This window comes from Streptomyces parvus (assembly GCF_032121415.1).
In the GTDB taxonomy this organism is placed as follows: Bacteria; Actinomycetota; Actinomycetes; order Streptomycetales; family Streptomycetaceae; genus Streptomyces; species Streptomyces globisporus_A.
The window spans coordinates 1,898,287-1,914,448 of sequence record NZ_CP135079.1 but is presented as its reverse complement, the minus strand read 5'-3'; the positions used below and the strand labels follow the sequence as shown (position 1 = coordinate 1,914,448).

The following is a 16,162-nucleotide window of genomic DNA, read 5'->3' as shown; positions in this document are numbered from 1 at the left end:
ATTGAGGCGCGGGGGCCGGGGCAGAGCCCCGAACACGATGGAGCCCGCCTCCCGGCAACCGGGAAGCGGGCTCCACTCGTCGAACCAGGGGTTACACGGACCGGAACGCCAGCACCACGTTGTGCCCACCGAACCCGAACGAGTTGTTGATCGCCGCGATCGGCCCCTCGGGCAGCGCCCGGGGCCCACCGCGCACGACGTCCGCCTCGATCGCCTCGTCGAGATCGTCGACGTTGATGGTCGGCGGTGCCGTGCGGTGGTGCAGCGCGAGCACCGTGGCCACCGTCTCGATACCGCCCGCGCCACCCAGCAGATGACCTGTCATCGACTTCGTCGCCGAGATCGCGACATGGTCCAGGTCGTCGCCCAGCACCTTCCGCAGCGCCTTGATCTCCGCGATGTCACCCTGCGGCGTCGACGTGGCGTGCGCGTTGAGGTGGACCACCTCGGACGGCTTGAGGTCGCTGGAGTCCAGCAGGTTCTGCATCGCGGCGGCGATACCCCGCCCGGTCGGCTCGGGCTGCGCGATGTGGTGGGCGTCGGCCGACAGGCCCTGGCCCAGCACCTCGCAGTAGACCTTCGCGCCACGCCCCGCGGCGTGCTCGGCGGACTCCAGGATGACGACGCCCGCACCCTCGCCGAGGACGAAGCCGTCCCGGCCGGTGTCGTACGGACGCGAGGCCTTCTCGGGCTCGTCGTTGTTCTTGGACATCGCCATCATGTTGGCGAACGCGGCGATCGGCAGGGGGTGGATCGCCGCCTCCGTGCCACCGGCGACGACCACGTCGGCACGGCCGGAACGGATCATCTCGACGGCGTACCCGATGGCCTCCGCGCCGGACGCGCAGGCGGAGACGGGGGTGTGGACACCGGCCTGGGCGTTGACCTCCAGGCCGACGTTGGCCGCCGGGCCGTTGGGCATGAGCATGGGCACGGTGTGCGGGGAGACGCGGCGTACGCCCTTCTCCTTCAGCACGTCGTACTGGTCGAGCAGGGTGATCACGCCGCCGATACCGGAGGCGATGACCGAGCCGAGGCGCTCGGGGGCGATGGCCTCGTCCTCGCCGGCCTTGGCGGTGAAGCCCGCGTCCGCCCATGCCTCGCGGGCCGCGATCAGCGCGAACTGCGCCGAGCGGTCCAGCTTGCGGGCCAGCGGGCGGGGAAGGACCTCGCCCGGGTCGACGGCCGCGAGGGCGGCGATCCGGACGGGCAGTTCGGCGAAGCGCTCGCCTTCGAGAGGCTTGACGCCGGACCGGCCGGCCATCAGACCTTCCCAGGTCGATGCGGAGTCGCCACCCAGCGGAGTGGTTGCGCCGATACCGGTGACGACCACGGTGCGATTGGTCGAGTTCACTGGAAAATCTTCTCCACGTGTAGAGGGTCGTGAATCAGCGGCGCCACCGCCGGGTGGCGACACAGCCGGGCTGGGATCAGCCCTGGTGCTTCAGGATGTAGTCGGCGGCGTCGCCGACCGTCTTGAGGTTCTTGACGTCCTCGTCGGGGATCTTCACGTCGAAGCGCTCCTCGGCGGCGACGACGACCTCGACCATGGACAGCGAGTCGACGTCGAGGTCGTCGGTGAAGGACTTGTCCAGCTGGACGTCCTCCTCCGGGATCCCGGCGATCTCGTTGACGATCTCGGCGAGACCCTTGACGATCTCTTCCTGCGTGGCGGCCATCTTGGCGCTCCTTCGGTGGTTTCTTCGGTGTTCGTGCGTCCGGACCCAAAAGGTCCGGTGTGACTAGGGGAGGGTAACGACCGTCGCGGCGTAGACGAGACCCGCCCCGAAGCCGATGACGAGCGCGGTGTCGCCGCTCTTCGCCTGACCGGTCGCCAGGAGCCGCTCCATGGCGAGCGGAATCGAGGCGGCGGACGTGTTGCCGGTGGACTCGATGTCACGGGCGACCGTGACGTGCTCCGGCAGTTTCAGGGTCTTCACCATCGAGTCGATGATCCGCATGTTGGCCTGGTGCGGGATGAAGACGTCCAGGTCCTCCGGGGCGATCCCGGCCGCGTCCAGCGCCTGCTGGGCGACCTTCGCCATCTCGAAGACGGCCCAGCGGAAGACCGCCTGGCCCTCCTGCGTGATGGCGGGGAACTTGACCTCGCCCTTCGAGTCGAGCGGCAGCTGCGAGACGTCGCCGAGGCGGAACTCGTTCCAGCCGACCGTCTGCTTGATGGTCTCGGACTTGTCGCCCTCGGAGCCCCACACGGTCGGGCCGATGGCCGGCTCCTGGGAGGGGCCGACGACGACCGCGCCCGCGCCGTCACCGAACAGGAAGGCCGTCGCGCGGTCCTCCAGGTCGGTCAGGTCGCTGAGCCGCTCCACGCCGATCACCAGTACGTACTGGGCCGATCCCTCGACGACCATGCCCTTGGCGAGGGTGAGGCCGTAGCCGAAGCCCGCGCAGCCGGCCGAGATGTCGAAGGCGGCGGGCTTGCCCGCGCCGATCCGGTGCGCGATCTCGGTGGCGACGGCCGGAGTCTGCTTGAAGTGCGAGACGGTCGAGACGACGACCGCGCCGATCTGCTCGGGGTCGATGCCCGCGTCGGCGATGGCCTTGCCGGACGCCTCGACCGACATCGCGGCCACGGTCTCCTCGTCGGAGGCCCAGTGGCGGGTGACGATGCCGGAGCGGGAGCGGATCCACTCGTCGGACGAGTCGATCGTCTCGAGGATCACCTCGTTCGGCACGACCCGGGTCGGGCGGTAGCCGCCGACCCCGAGGATCCGTGCGTACGGGGCGCCCTTGCTGGGCTTGATCTTCGACATGCTCGCTCCTTAGACGCCTGCGTGCTCGGAGATGAGCGCGCGGGCCGCGTCGAGGTCGTCGGGGGTCTTGAGCGCCAGCGTCCGCACGCCGGGCAGCGCACGCTTGGCGATACCGGTCAGCGTGCCGCCGGGGCTCAGCTCGACGAGTGCGGTGACGCCCAGGGCCTGGAAGGTCTCCATGCACAGGTCCCAACGGACCGGGTTGGCGACCTGCCCGACCAGCCGGGCGATGACCTCGGTGCCGGTGGCCACGGTGTGGCCGTCGGCGTTGGAAACGTAGCGCACCGTCGGGTCGGAGACGGTGAGGTCGCCGACCGCCGCGCGCAGCTTCTCCACAGCCGGGGCCATGTGGTGCGTGTGGAACGCGCCGGCCACCTTCAGCGGGACGACCCGGCGCACGCCCTCGGGCTTGTCGGCCTCCAGGGCGGCGAGCTGCGCGGCGGTGCCGGCGGCGACGATCTGGCCGGCGCCGTTGACGTTGGCCGGGGTCAGCCCGAGCTTCTCCAGGTGCGGGACCGTGACGGCGGGGTCGCCGCCGAGGAGGGCCGCCATACCGGTCTCGGTGACCGCGGCGGCCTCGGCCATGCCGAGCCCGCGGGTCCGGACGAAGCGCAGGGCGGCCTCGTCCTCGATGACACCGGCGAGCGTGGCGGCGGTGATCTCACCGACGCTGTGGCCCGCGACGACGTCGGGGGAGGCGGCGTCCAGGGCGGCCGCCGACAGCAGCCCGGCGGCCACCAGGAGCGGCTGGGCCACGGCGGTGTCGCGGATCTCGTCCGCGTCGGCCGCCGTGCCGAAGTGGGCGAGGTCGAGCCCGATGGCGTCGGACCAGGCCGCGATGCGGTCGGCGGCACCGGGGAGGTCGAGCCAGGGAGTCAGGAAGCCGGGCGTCTGAGCGCCTTGGCCGGGAGCGACGAGTACGAGCACCCTCACACTCTCTCTTGTGGACGGCTCCGTACGCCCGTGGGGACAGGGACGAAGAACCGTCGGGGGAATTGTTGAAGTCCAACAAAAGTCTAGGACTGAGGATCCGCTGCGGCCAAGCGCCCCAGGATCAGGGCGATCCGCAGCGTGAACGCGGAGCGCACGTCGGAGGGTGACCATCCGGTGACGTCGGTCACACGTCGAAGCCGGTAGCGCACGGTGTTGGGGTGCACAAAAAGCATCCGGGCGGCCCCTTCCAGACTGCTCGCCTGCTCCAGATAGACACTCAGCGTTTCCAGGAGAGCCGAACCGGCCTCCTCCAGCGGTCTGTAGATCTCCTCCACCAACTGGTCCCGCGCGGCCGGGTCTCCGGCCATCGCGCGCTCCGGGAGGAGATCGTCCGCCAGCACCGGGCGCGGCGCGTCCTGCCACGCCGAGCACGCCTTCAGCCCGGCCGCCGCCGCCTGCGCGGACCGGGTCGCGGCCAGCAGGTCGGGCACGACGGGCCCCGCCACGACAGGCCCGGCCGCGTACGGCCCGATCAGGCCCTTCGCGACCTGGAGCGGATTGTCGCTGCCGCCCGCGATGACGACGAGCCGGTTGCCGAGAACCCCGGTGAGGACCTGGAGCTTGGCGTGCCGGGCGGCGCGCCGGATCGCCTCAACGGTCAGCTCGCTGTCCCCGTCGGGTGCGGTGCCGAGGATGACGCACACGTGCTCCGGGGAGTTCCAGCCGAGCGCGGCGGCCCGGGAGACGGCGCCCTCGTCGGCCTCGCCGGAGAGCACCGCGTTCACCACCAGCGACTCCAGCCGGGCGTCCCAGGCGCCCCGGGCCTCGGCGGCCTGGGCGTATACCTGGGCGGTGGCGAAGGCGATCTCGCGGGCGTAGACGAGCAGTGCCTCCCGCAGCAGCGACTCGTCGCCGGGGGCGGCCACCTCCTCGATCGCGGCCTCCATGACCTCGATCGTGGTCCGCACCATCTCCACGGTCTGCCGCAGGGTGATGGCCCGGGTCAGTTCGCGCGGGGCGGTGCCGAACACATCGGTCGAGATCGCCTGCGGGGTCTCGGGATGCCGGAACCACTCGGTGAACGCGGCGATACCGGCCTGGGCGACCAGGCCGATCCAGGACCGGTTCTCCGGCGGCATCGCCCGGTACCACGGCAGCGATTCGTCCATGCGGGCAATCGCGTTCGCTGCCAGCCGGCCGGAGGACTGCTCCAGCCGTTTCAGGGTCGCGGCATGCAGGTGGGCGTCGTGGGCGGCGGAATGCTCAGGATCGGGTCGGGGCACGAGGACAAGACTGCCTTATCGGGCCGGTGGACCGGTGGGGCGGGGCGACGCTGCCCCGTACCGACGGGTAGTGCAACACGGGGCGCAAGGCCCCGCCCGCACCGCGCGAAGCCGCAGCGGCGTCCCGCCTGTGCCCGTGCCGAGCCGTACGGGCGTCCCGCCTCTGCCCGCACCGAGCCGGATCGGCGTCCCCCGGGCTACCGTGGCCGGGTGATATCCGTGCACCGGTCCGAGGACCGCTACCGGGGCGGCGACGAGGCCGCCGGGATCGACACCCGGCACGCCCTCTCCTTCGGTCCCTTCTACGACCCCGACAACCTCCGCTTCGGTCCGATCCTGGCCTGCAACGAGGAACGCCTCGCGCCCGGCGCCGGGTTCGAGGAGCACCCGCACAGCCATACGGAGATCGTCACCTGGGTCGTCGAGGGCGAGCTGACCCACCGCGATTCGGCCGGCCACTCCACCGCCGTCCGGGCCGGGGACGTGGCCCACCTGAGCGCCGCCTCCGGGGTCCGCCACGTCGAACGCAACGACAGTACCGACCCGTTGGCCTTCCTCCAGATGTGGCTGGCCCCTCTGGAGCCGGGCGGCGAACCGTCGTACACGGTGGTGCCCGGCATCGCCGACTCCACCCCGTACGCCCTGCCCGGCGCGGGCGCGATGCTCCACGTCCGCCGCCTGGCCGAGGGCGAACGCACCGCGGTCGCGGACGCGGTGCGCCTGTACGTGCATGTGGTGCGGGGCCGCGTCGGTCTCGGCGGCGGGGAACTGGGTCCCGGCGACGCCGCCCGGATCACCGGCGCCCGGGGCCTGGCGGCGGTCGCGGTGGCGGGCCCGGCGGAGCTGCTGGTCTGGGAGCTGGCGGGCTGACGGCGCCGGTCCCGTCCCTACGCGCCCCCGCGGGCCCGCCACAGGTCACGCAGCAGCGCGATCTCGGCCATGTGGTGGATGAGCTCCAGATTGGCGTTGGCCAGTGTGCCGATGTACGCGTCGTGGGGATCGGAGCCGTACGGGTACTGCGAGAGGCCGACCGTGTCGAGCTGCTCCTCGGTGAGCGTGCCGACGCTCGCGCGATGGCGGTCGAGGGTCGCCCAGAACCGCTCCAGCGCGAGCGAGGCGGACGGGGTGAAGTCGACCAGCAGACGCGGGTCCCGCCGCCGCCCGCCGAAGGTCCACTCCCAGCGGCCCGCGAAGTCGGAGTGCAGATGTCCGAGCCGCCACGCGATGGTGGTGACCGGTACGACGTCGGGCTCCGGCTCACCGGTGAAGGCGAGGACCTCCTCGACCCGTTCGGCGCTCACGCCCCAGTCCTCGGCGATCTCCGCGACGGACATCCCGTCCGCCGCCTGCCGCGCGACCTCCGCGTACTCGCTCGCCGGAATCTCCGGCGCCCCCTTGTCGATGACCCAGGCGCCGGGGCCGTACGCCCGGGGCGTCACCGCCTCCTCCCGGCGCCGGACCGACCAGCTGCCGGGGGCGGGCTCCCAGAGGTACTCCTCGTCCCCGAGTCCGTGCAGCCGGACCTCGGCCATCTCCCGTGCCTGATCGAACTGTTCGAGCAGAACACCCAGTCGGTCGGTCCGTGGACCCTCGCCGCTCATCCGCAGCCCCCTCGTCGTAGAGCCCCGGGCAGGCCCCGGCGTCCGGAGGGAAGCCAACGGCTCACCCCGTGGCGCGCGACCGAATTCCGGAGCTGCCCGGTCAGTGCTGCACCGCCGCCACCTCCGGGGGCAGATCGTCCGGGAGCAGCAGGCGCAGATCGTCCAGGCTCGGTGCGGACATCGCACCGAGGCGGCCCGCCTGGCGCGTCATCATCGCCTCCAGGATCTGACGGGCCGTCCGCGCGTTGCCGAAGGAGTGGTCGCGCGGCAGGGAATCCACGTAGGCGTACAGCGCGGCGATCGTCTCCGTGGAGCAGTCGTACCCGTAGCCGGTGGCCTGCTGGGTGAGGATCTCCAGCAGGTCGTCCGTGGAGTAGCTCTCGAACTCCACCGTGCGCGAGAACCGCGAGGCCAGGCCCGGGTTGGAATCGAGGAAGCGGCGCATCTCGCGGGTGTACCCGGCGGCGATGACCACGACCTCGTCGCGGTGGTCCTCCATCAGCTTCAGCAGCGTGTCGACCGCCTCGCGGCCGAAGTCGGAGGTCGCGCCCTCCGGCGTGAGCGTGTACGCCTCGTCGACGAACAGCACACCGCCCAGAGCGCGTTCGAAGGCCTCCTTGGTCAACTGCGCGGTGTGGCCCACGTACCGGCCGACCAGGTCGGCGCGCGCCACTTCGACCAACTGGCCCTTGGGCAGCACTCCGAGGGAGCGCAGCAGGTCTGCGTACAGCCGCGCGATGGTGGTCTTGCCCGTACCGGGCGGCCCGGAGAAGATGAGATGGTTGCTGATCTTCGGGGTGGGGAGTCCGGCGGCCCTGCGCTGCTTCGTCGCGGTGAGGAGGTTGACCAGCGCGGTCACCTCGTTCTTCACCGCCGTGAGGCCGATCATGGAGTGCAGCTGGGCGAGGAGTTCCTCGGAGCCCGGGCCCTCGTCCGCCGGTGTGCCCGTGTCGGGTGCGACGTCCTCGGGCAGCAGGAGGGCCAGGTCGCTCTCGGCGGGATTCTTCATCGAGGCGAACCGGGAGGCCTGGCGGTCCACCATCTCCTCGAACACCCGGCGTGCCGCGCGGCCGTTGCCGAACGTGGCGTCGCGCGGCATGCGTTCGTAGTGCCGGGCCAGGGCCTCCCGGGTCTCGGGGGCCAGCTCGTAGCGATGGCCCAGACACATGTTCTCGGTGATGGTCACCAGCTCGTCCACCGAGTAGTTGGCGAAGTCGATGGTCCGGGTGAACCGGGAAGCCAGACCCGGGTTGGAGGAGAGGAAGCTCTCCATCTCACCGGTGTACCCGGCGGCGATCACGGCGACGTCGTCGCGGTGGTCCTCCATCAGCTTCAGCAGCGTGTCGACCGCCTCGCGGCCGAAGTCGGCCCCGGAGCCCTTGCTGTCGGAGAGCAGGGTGTACGCCTCGTCGATGAACAGCACCCCGCCCAGCGCCTCGTTGAACGCCTCGGTGGTCTTGATGGCCGTGCCGCCGATCACCTGCGCGACCAGGTCGGCGCGGGAGACCTCCACGAGGTGTCCCGACCTGAGGACGCCGAGATCGGCCAGGATGCCGCCGTACAGCCTGGCGACCGTCGTCTTTCCGGTGCCGGGCGGACCGGAGAAGACCAGGTGGCGGCTGACCTGGGCGACGGGCATGCCGAGCTGGGCACGGCGCTGGTTGAGCTGGTTCAGGTTGACCAGGTTGCGCACCTGGCTCTTGACCTCGGCGAGGCCGACGAGGGACTCCAGCTCCTCCAGCGGACCCTCGGGCCCCTTCTTCGCGGCGTCGGGGCCGCCGCCCGCGACGTCCGGAGGGAGAGTGTCGCCCCAGGCGTCCGGGACCGCGTTGCCGGCGCTGTTGAGGCCCTCGATCGTGAGGCGTTCGTTGATCCGGGTCTGTCGCAGGCCCGCACCGCGGTTGTCGCGGACGGTGCAGTCGGCGACGGTGACCGGTTCCGCGCTGTCGATCCGGATGCCGTCGCCGACGCTGCCGATGACCTGCGAGGAGGTGAGCGTGGCGCGGGAACCGTTGGCGAGGAGGACACCGTGGGCGCCGGAGTCGGTGATGTGGACGCGCAGGACGGAGAGTTCACCGCCGTTGTCCACCGTGATGCCGCCCGCCGCCGCGAACTCGACGGCGCAGTCCCGGACGGTGCCCCGCCCCTCCGTGCCGACGGAGATCGTGGTGTCCTCGGCCGCTCTCATGACCGTGTCGCGGATGTCGGGGTTGCCGCCCGAGGCGATCCGTACCGCCGATCCGCCCGCGCGGTCGATCTCGCAGTGCTCCAGCCGGCCGCGTCCGTCCTCGGCCACCTCGACACCGTTGCCGCCCGGCGAGGTGATCCGCACGCGGCGCAGCAGCGGGTCGGCCCCGGTGCGGATACGGACGGCGACTCCGGCCGCGTCGCTGACGAGCAGTTCGTCGAACTCGGCGGTCGAGTCCTCCTCCAGCAGGACGGCACCGTTCGCGTCCGCGCAGTCGCGCACCGCGCAGCCGATCAGGGTGGGTGAGCTGGAGTTGATCACCCGGACAGCCGGGGCGGCGGCGGTGTCGAACTCGCAGTGCTGGAAGGTGCCCCGGGAGCGCTCGCTGACCACGAGGCCGCTGCCCTTGGTACGCGAGGTCCGGCAGTCGAGGAACTCCGGGTCGGCGCTCACGGCCAGCATGATGCCGGGGCCGGAGGTGTCGCTGACGGAGACGCTCTCCAGGGACGGGCGGGCGGAGCTGGTGATGTAGACGCCGACGGAGGTGTCGTGCACGGTGGTGCGCAGGACCCGGGTACCGCTGCGGCCCTCCAGGGCGATGGACGGCTTGTCCGTGCCGGAGATGTCGCAGTCCTCCACCAGGCCCTGTGCCTCGTCCGAGGTCAGTACGCCGTTGGCCCGCGCGTCGAGGATGCGGCAGTCCCGCACCGTCGTCCGGGCCTCCGCGCCGATGACGACGCCGGAGGTTCCGAGGTTCGATATGCGGCAGCCGGCTATGACGCTGCCCGTGGGTGCGGAGTCCACGACCCCGGCGCCCTTGGGGTTGCTGACCTGGCAGTCGCGCATGGCGACCGAGCCCGACTCCCGGGCCAGCACGGCCGTCCAGCCGGAGCCGACGATCGTGCACCCGTCCATCGCTACCTGGCCGCGCGGGGCGTCGACCACCGGCAGGTCCTCGCTCCCGCCGCGCAGGGTGAGGTCGGTGAGCATGACGGCGTCGGCGACCAGGATGACTGCGGTGCCCCGCCGCGGGCAGATCTCGGCGCTGCCCGGCTCCCCGTCCGCGACGATGGTGACCCGCGTCCGCACCGTCAGGTTCTCCGGGTAGCGGCCTGGGCTCACCCGGATCACCGCACCCGTGCGTGCCTTGTCCAGGGCTTCACCGATCGTCCGGAAGCTGTCCGGTTGGTCCGACCCGACCCTGAGCAATTGCCGTGACACGCCCGATCCTCCTCCTAGTGGTGCCGCTGCCCGCCTCTCCCGCCGGGGAGCGGAAGGAGGTGCCTGCATCTCCCGCCGGGCCGGAGGAAACCGGATCGCGTCGGGGCCGTGCAGCTGTGCGCACGCGAGGAAGGCTACGGGACCGGCACCGCGATGTTCCAGGTGGGACAGGACAGTTCAGGCCGGAACCGAAAAGCGGGTGCCGCATCCCGTGCGGCATACCGTCATCCGTTCGGCCTATCATGCGCGCCATGCCCCCTGCCCGAGTTCGCCGCCGCCCACGGGCCACGGCCGTCGCCGCCGCCCTGTCGCTCACCGTGCTCCCGACCGCGCTGGCCGCCGCGGGCACCACGCCAGCCGCGGCCGATTCCGTGGGACTCCCCGTCGTACGTTCCGTACTGGCGGAGGACGACACCTGCGTCGAGGCCTCCGAGGTGAAGGCCCGGTCCGAGCCCTGGACCATGGGCGCGCTCGGGGCGGCCCGCGCGCGGCCGCTCTCCCAGGGCGCCGGGCAGACCGTGGCCGTCGTGGACACGGGGGTCGGGCAGTCGGCCCCGGCGCTCTCCGGCCGGGTGACCGCGATCGGGGACGCGGGCAAGGACTGCGTGGGGCACGGCACCTTCGCGGCCGGTCTGATAGCGGCGACCCCGGGTGCCGCCGGAGGGCCGGCCGGACTGGCCCCCGAGGCCCGCATCCTGGCCGTACGGGGCGCGGACGAGCGCGGCGGGTCCACGGTCGCCCAGGTCGCCGCCGGCATCCGCGAGGCGGCCGACGAGGGCGCCTCCGTCATCTACGTCGCCGCCGCCCTGGCCGGCGGCAAGGCGGAGCTGACCAGGGCGGTCGCCTACGCGAGCGACAAGGACGCGCTGGTCGTGGCCCCGCTGGCCCCGGACGTGCTGCCGAGGGACGCGGAGCCCGCCGCCTGGTACTGGCCCGCCGCCGCCCCGGGGGCGATCGGTGTGACGGACTACGGCCCGGACGGGCAGCGCCCCACCAACGCGCCCGTGGTGGGCGGCGCGGACCTGGCCGCGCCCGGGGACGCGGTGGTGAGCATCGGCCCCGAGGGCTCGGGCCACTTCATCGGCTACGGGGCCTCGTTCGCCGCCGCGCACGTCGCGGGGGCGGCGGCGCAGGTGCGAGCGCGCCACCCGAAGCTGTCGGCGGCCGACACGGCACGCCGCCTGACCGAGGCGGCCTACCCGGCGAGCCCGCCGCGCCTGGACCCGTACGCGGCCCTGACGGCCGTCCTGACGGACGAGAAGGGGACGGTGCCCCGGACCGAGCGGGCCGAGGTCCCGCCGCCGCCCGCGGCGGAGCCCCGTACCCGCGCGTTGATCGCGGCGGGCGTGGGCGGCGGCGTGGTGCTGCTGGTCGCCGCGGGCGCGGTGGTGATCCCGCGCGGGCGGGCCCGCGGCTGGCGTCCTGCGGGGAGCTGAGGGCGCTCGGGGGGTGCTGGGACCGTCCCGCGTGGCGGAGCGGCTCCGGCACCCCCTGAGGCGCTGCTGAGGGCCGGGTGAGGCCAGGGCCCCGGCCTCACCGTGCTGCCCCCGGACCGGGGAGCCCCGTGCGGCCCGCGGTTCAGGACTCCTCGTCCTCCAGCACCGCCGTCTGCACCTGGATCTGCTTGCGGCGCGTCACCCGCGTGCCTCGGCCCGGCGGCAGGTTGCGGCCCTTGACGCTGCCCAGGATGAAGCCCTCCGACGGCGGGCACGACAGCAGCAGCGTCGGGGTGTTGACCTCCTGCATACGCCGCAGCATGGGCTCGCCCAGGCCTCGGCCCGCACCGGCGGCCGAGCGGGCGACGACCAGGTGCAGACCGACCTCGTAGCCGAGCGCGAGGTGGTTCAGCAGCGGGTCGAACGGCGCGTTCATCGCACTGGTGCCGAGCATGTCGTAGTCGTCCACGAGGATGAACAGCCGCGGCCCGTCCCACCAGTCGCACGTGCGCATCCGCGCCGGGGTGATCTCCGGGCCCGGTACGCGCGCCGCCACCGCCCGCGCCGCGCCGCCGATCAGCTCCTTGAGGGCGTCCATCGACACCGCGTGGCCGAGCCGGTACGCGTCCGGGATGGCCTCCACCAGGGCGCGGCGGTAGTCCACGACCATGATCCGCGCCTCGGCCGGGGTGTACCGGTCCATGATGGCCTTGGCCGTCATCCGCAGCATGTTGGTCTTGCCGCTCTCGGTGTCCCCGACCACGATCATGTGGGGGGTCTCGGAGAAGTCGTGCCACACGGTCGACAGGCGCTCTTCCTCCAAACCGATGGGCATCTTGAAGTCGCCCTTGGGCGCCGGGAGTTCGGACAGCTTGAGCCGGGTCGGCAGCATCCGCACCTGCGGAGCGGGCGGGCCCTGCCAGCTCTCGCGGACCGCCGCCACCAGGCCGGCCACCCCGTCGGAGAGGTCGTCGGCGGACTCGACGCCGTCGATGCGCGGCAGCGCCGTGAGGTAGTGCAGCTTGGCGTCCCGGGTCAGGCCGCGTCCCGGCAGCCGGGGCACGGTCGCGGCGCGCCGGTTGTCGATCTCGGAGTCCATCGGGTCACCCATCCGCAGCTCCAGGTGGGTCGCGGCCTGGTCCCGGATCGCCGAGGTCACCTCCACCCAGCGGGCGGTGGTGACGATCAGGTGGATGCCGTAGTTCAGACCGCGCGCGGCGATCGCGCCGAACGTCTGGATGTGCCGGTCGAAGTCCTGGCGCACCGTCGACCAGCCGTCGATCACCAGGAACACGTCGCCGTGGTGGTGCTCCGGAAACTCCCCGGCGGCCAGCCGGCGGCGGAACGTCGCCATCGAGTCGATGCCGTTGTCCAGGAAGAACCGTTCGCGCTCCGCCAGCAGGGTCGTGACCTCGGAGATCGTACGGCCCACCCGCTCGGCGTCCAGTCGTGCCGCGACGCCGCTGACGTGCGGCAGTCCGGCCAGCCCGGCGAGCGTGCCGCCGCCGAAGTCGAGGCAGTAGAACTGGACCTCGCGCGGAGTGTGGGTGAGCGCCAGCGCGGTGATGATCGTCCGGACCATCGTGCTCTTGCCGCTCTGCGGTCCGCCCGCGATGGCGATGTGCCCGCCCGCGCCCGAGAGGTCGACGGTCAGCAGGTCGCGCAGCTGGTCGAAGGGGCGGTCGACGATGCCGAGCGGGATGGTGAGCCGTCCGCGATGCGACGCGTCGGTCGTCAACCCGTACTCGGGGTGCGGGGTGAGCGGCGGCAGCACCTGGTCGAGCGTGGCGGGGAGGTCCAGCGGCGGCAGCCACACCTGGTGGGCCGGCGGTCCTGCGGTCAGCAGGCGGTCCACGGCGACCGAGAGCAGGGTCTCACCGGTCTCCTCGTGCTGCTCGGGCTCGGGTTCCGGGGTGTCCGGAAGCTGGCGCGGCACGACGTAACTGCTGGTCCACGGCACGGTCTGGCTGGCTACCCGCGCCTGGTTCGCACTGCCCCGGCGCTGCTGGTAGGGGCCGGAGACGTAGGCGGCGCGGAACCGGGTCAGCGCCTCCACGCCCGACTTGAGGAAGCCGCTCCCGGGGGCCGAGGGCAGCTGGTAGGCGTCGGGCACACCGAGCACGCCGCGGCTCTCCATCGCGGAGAACGTCCGCAGACCGATCCGGTAGGAGAGATGGCTCTCCAACTGGTGCATGCGGCCCTCGTCCAGGCGCTGCGAGGCGAGCAGCAGGTGCACGCCGAGGGACCGGCCGAGACGGCCGATCATCACGAACAGCTCCATGAACTCGCGGTGCGCCGCCAGCAGCTCGCTGAACTCGTCGACGACGACGAACAGGCTGGGCAGCGGCTCCAGCGGGACGCCGGACGCGCGGGCCTTCTCGTAGTCCAGCGCGGAGGTGTAGTTGCCCGCCGACCGCAGCAGCTCCTGCCGGCGCATCAGCTCGCCGTGCAGGGCGTCCTGCATACGGCCGACCAGCGCCGCCTCGCCCGCCAGGTTGGTGATGACGGCGGAGGTGTGCGGGAGGTCCTCGAGACCCAGGAAGGTGGCACCGCCCTTGAAGTCGACCAGGACGAAGTTGAGCGTCTCCGAGGAGTTCGTCAGGGCGAGCGAGAGGACCAGGGTGCGCAGCAGTTCGCTCTTGCCGGAGCCGGTGGCGCCGATCAGCATCCCGTGCGGCCCGGTGCCGCCCTGGGCGGACTCCTTGATGTCCAGCTCGACCGGCTCGCCGTCCGCGCCGACCGCGATCGGCACCTTGAGCCGGTTGGGGCCGGTGTGCTGCTGCCACAGGGTGTTCGGTTCGTGGCGGTGCAGGTCGGGTATGCCCAGCAGCGTGGTCAGTTCCACGTTGGCGGAGAGCGGCTCGGAGGAGTCCGACGCCGAGCCCAGGCCCATGCGGTACGGGGCGAGCCGCCGCGCGAGCGACACCGCGCCCGTGAGCCCGAAGGTGTCGGGCCGGCCGAGCCGGGTGACCTGCTCCTTGCGCTCGCGGTCGGTCCGCACCAGGCCGAGTCCGTCCTCATCGACCGTGAAGCGCAGAGTGATGCGGCCGGGGCGCCAGGAGAGGGCGCCGCTGAGGTCCAGGACGACCGTGTTGCGGAAGCCGGGGCCGTCGAGCCGGTGACCCGCCGGAATGACCCCGCCGTCCACGACGATCACGGTGAACGGCTCCTCGCGTCCGGGCACCGCGTCCGGGTCGAACTGCGGCCGCTCCGTGAACTCGGCGCCGAGCAGGTTCTCCAGCTCGCCCCAGGCGGAGACGGTCATCCGGGTCGGGCCCGCGCCGTCCGTGTCGTGCGGGTGCAGGCTGTGGGGGAGCCATTTCGTCCACTCCCAGTCCGCGCGCCGCTCGTCGGAGACGCAGAACGTGATCCACACGTCGTCCGGCGAGTGGAAGGTGGCCAACTGGGCGAGCAGCGCCCGCACCAGGGAGCGTATCCGCTCCTCGTCGCCCTGGAACAGCACGCGGGCCCAGGCGCGCAGGTAGATCGCGATGGGCTGGTCCGGCACCGTCGAGTAGGCGCGGATGAAGCTGCGCAACGCGTGGGCGCTGAGCGGCTCCAGGTCCTCCACGGGGTTGGTCGAGTTCGACGCCAGCTTCAGGCCCAGCTTCTGCTCGCCGACGGCCATCCGGATCTCGCCGAAGTCCTCGTCCCGGGGGCGCCGCTCCCACAGCCGGGTGGTGCCGGTCATCGACCACAGGGCGGCGGGCTCCGGGTGCCGCCATGCCAGGGCCAGTTGCTGGTCCACGACGGCGCCGCGCACCTTGCGCCGGATCTGGGTGAGATAGCGCAGATAGTCCCGGCGCTCGCCCTTGAGCTTCTGCTTGCGCTCCGCCGCCCGGCGCATGAACTGGCCGATGAACATCGCGGCGGCACCGAGCACCATCAGCCCCAGGGCGATGTAGATGAACCCACCGGAGCCCCGGGTCATACCGGGGCGCATGAACATGAACATCATCGAGACCGACATCAGCGCCATCGGCAGGTACGTCCACACGGCGGAGGTGTCGGGCACCGTCTCGGGGAGGACCGGCGGCTCCTGGAGATTCAGCTCCCCGTCGGGCATCTCCGGGCCGCGGCGTCGGGCCGGGCGGCGGAACAGGATCACACTCAAGGAACCGTCTCCTTCAGGGACATGGGGGGAGAGCGGGCGGAACGGCGCCGCAGGGCACGCCGCCCGCCGTCGACCGGGGGCCGGGACGCGGACAGCCCTTCGCCGTGCACGCACCCTACGCCGCGCCCCGGCCGGGGCCGAAAGCCCGCCCGGGGCTCCCGCGGTGGGCGGGAGGGGGCCGGACCGCCGTGTCACAGTTCGGCTACATCACGGCTTCGGGGCAGGACCCGCGCGGCCGTTCGCCCGGCCGGAAGAGGGCAAACGGAGGCGCTTACCGGCCGAACGGGCGCCCCTGGAGCCTTTTTCCTGCCCGGACGGGCACACGCGGAACGGCCTTTCCGGTCGGACGGGCACACGCGGAGCTATTTCCCGGCCGAAACCGCGCATGCCGAACCGCCCTTCGTGCCCGTACGGCCGACCCTGCCGCAATTCGCCGAACGCGGACGGCCGTTTCGTATTCCGTGGCGCGGGCCACGTGGCCCAGACTAGGCCGCTGATATTACGATCGCCGTATCGATCGTCAACAACCGTTGGCGTCAGACGGTTTGGAACCCCCCACCGACGCAGGGTGTTCACCGGTCCGCCGGCCCCTGTTCCCCCGCCCGTTCTCAG

At 72.2% G+C, this 16,162-nt stretch carries 10 protein-coding genes; 2 read left to right on the top strand and 8 right to left on the bottom strand.

The window, feature by feature from the left end:
- Positions 1–91: 91 nt before the first annotated feature.
- The 5 genes from RNL97_RS09550 to RNL97_RS09530 all read right to left on the bottom strand — a co-directional run bounded on the left by RNL97_RS09550 (position 92) and on the right by RNL97_RS09530 (position 4,990).
- A complete protein-coding gene (locus tag RNL97_RS09550) occupies positions 92–1,354 on the bottom strand; it encodes a beta-ketoacyl-[acyl-carrier-protein] synthase family protein (RefSeq protein WP_030577702.1) in 1,263 nt (420 codons plus the stop codon).
- Between the two features lie 76 nt (positions 1,355–1,430).
- Entirely contained in the window at positions 1,431–1,679 is a 249-nt protein-coding gene (locus RNL97_RS09545; protein WP_003969376.1) for an acyl carrier protein, read from the bottom strand.
- Positions 1,680–1,742: 63 nt separating this feature from the next.
- Positions 1,743–2,774, bottom strand: coding sequence for a ketoacyl-ACP synthase III (locus RNL97_RS09540; RefSeq protein WP_030577703.1), 1,032 nt, complete (start codon positions 2,772–2,774; stop codon positions 1,743–1,745).
- A 9-nt stretch (positions 2,775–2,783) separates the two neighbouring features.
- Positions 2,784–3,701 carry an ACP S-malonyltransferase gene (locus tag RNL97_RS09535; RefSeq protein ID WP_030577705.1) on the bottom strand — a complete coding sequence of 306 codons (918 nt, stop codon included), beginning with the start codon at positions 3,699–3,701 and terminating at the stop codon, positions 2,784–2,786.
- Positions 3,702–3,790: 89 nt separating this feature from the next.
- The gene (locus tag RNL97_RS09530) at positions 3,791–4,990 is read right to left on the bottom strand and encodes a PucR family transcriptional regulator (protein ID WP_030577707.1); all 1,200 of its coding nucleotides are present in this window, start codon (positions 4,988–4,990) and stop codon (positions 3,791–3,793) included.
- 210 nt (positions 4,991–5,200) lie between these two features.
- On the opposite strand from RNL97_RS09530, the gene RNL97_RS09525 reads away from it, so the two are divergent.
- Positions 5,201–5,860: a pirin family protein gene (locus RNL97_RS09525; protein WP_313750575.1), complete on the top strand. Its 660-nt coding sequence runs from the start codon at positions 5,201–5,203 to the stop codon at positions 5,858–5,860.
- Between the two features lie 17 nt (positions 5,861–5,877).
- On the opposite strand, the gene RNL97_RS09520 is transcribed toward RNL97_RS09525, so the two are convergent.
- Entirely contained in the window at positions 5,878–6,591 is a 714-nt protein-coding gene (locus tag RNL97_RS09520; RefSeq protein WP_030577717.1) for a DinB family protein, read from the bottom strand.
- A gap of 100 nt (positions 6,592–6,691) precedes the next feature.
- Complete coding sequence (locus RNL97_RS09515; protein ID WP_030577719.1) at positions 6,692–10,000, bottom strand: right-handed parallel beta-helix repeat-containing protein; 3,309 nt, start codon at positions 9,998–10,000, stop codon at positions 6,692–6,694.
- Positions 10,001–10,251: 251 nt separating this feature from the next.
- On the opposite strand from RNL97_RS09515, the gene RNL97_RS09510 reads away from it, so the two are divergent.
- Entirely contained in the window at positions 10,252–11,436 is a 1,185-nt protein-coding gene (locus tag RNL97_RS09510; RefSeq protein WP_050499942.1) for a S8 family serine peptidase, read from the top strand.
- A 142-nt stretch (positions 11,437–11,578) separates the two neighbouring features.
- On the opposite strand, the gene RNL97_RS09505 is transcribed toward RNL97_RS09510, so the two are convergent.
- Positions 11,579–15,544, bottom strand: coding sequence for a type VII secretion protein EccC (locus RNL97_RS09505; RefSeq protein WP_032764909.1), 3,966 nt, complete (start codon positions 15,542–15,544; stop codon positions 11,579–11,581).
- Positions 15,545–16,162: the final 618 nt, after the last annotated feature.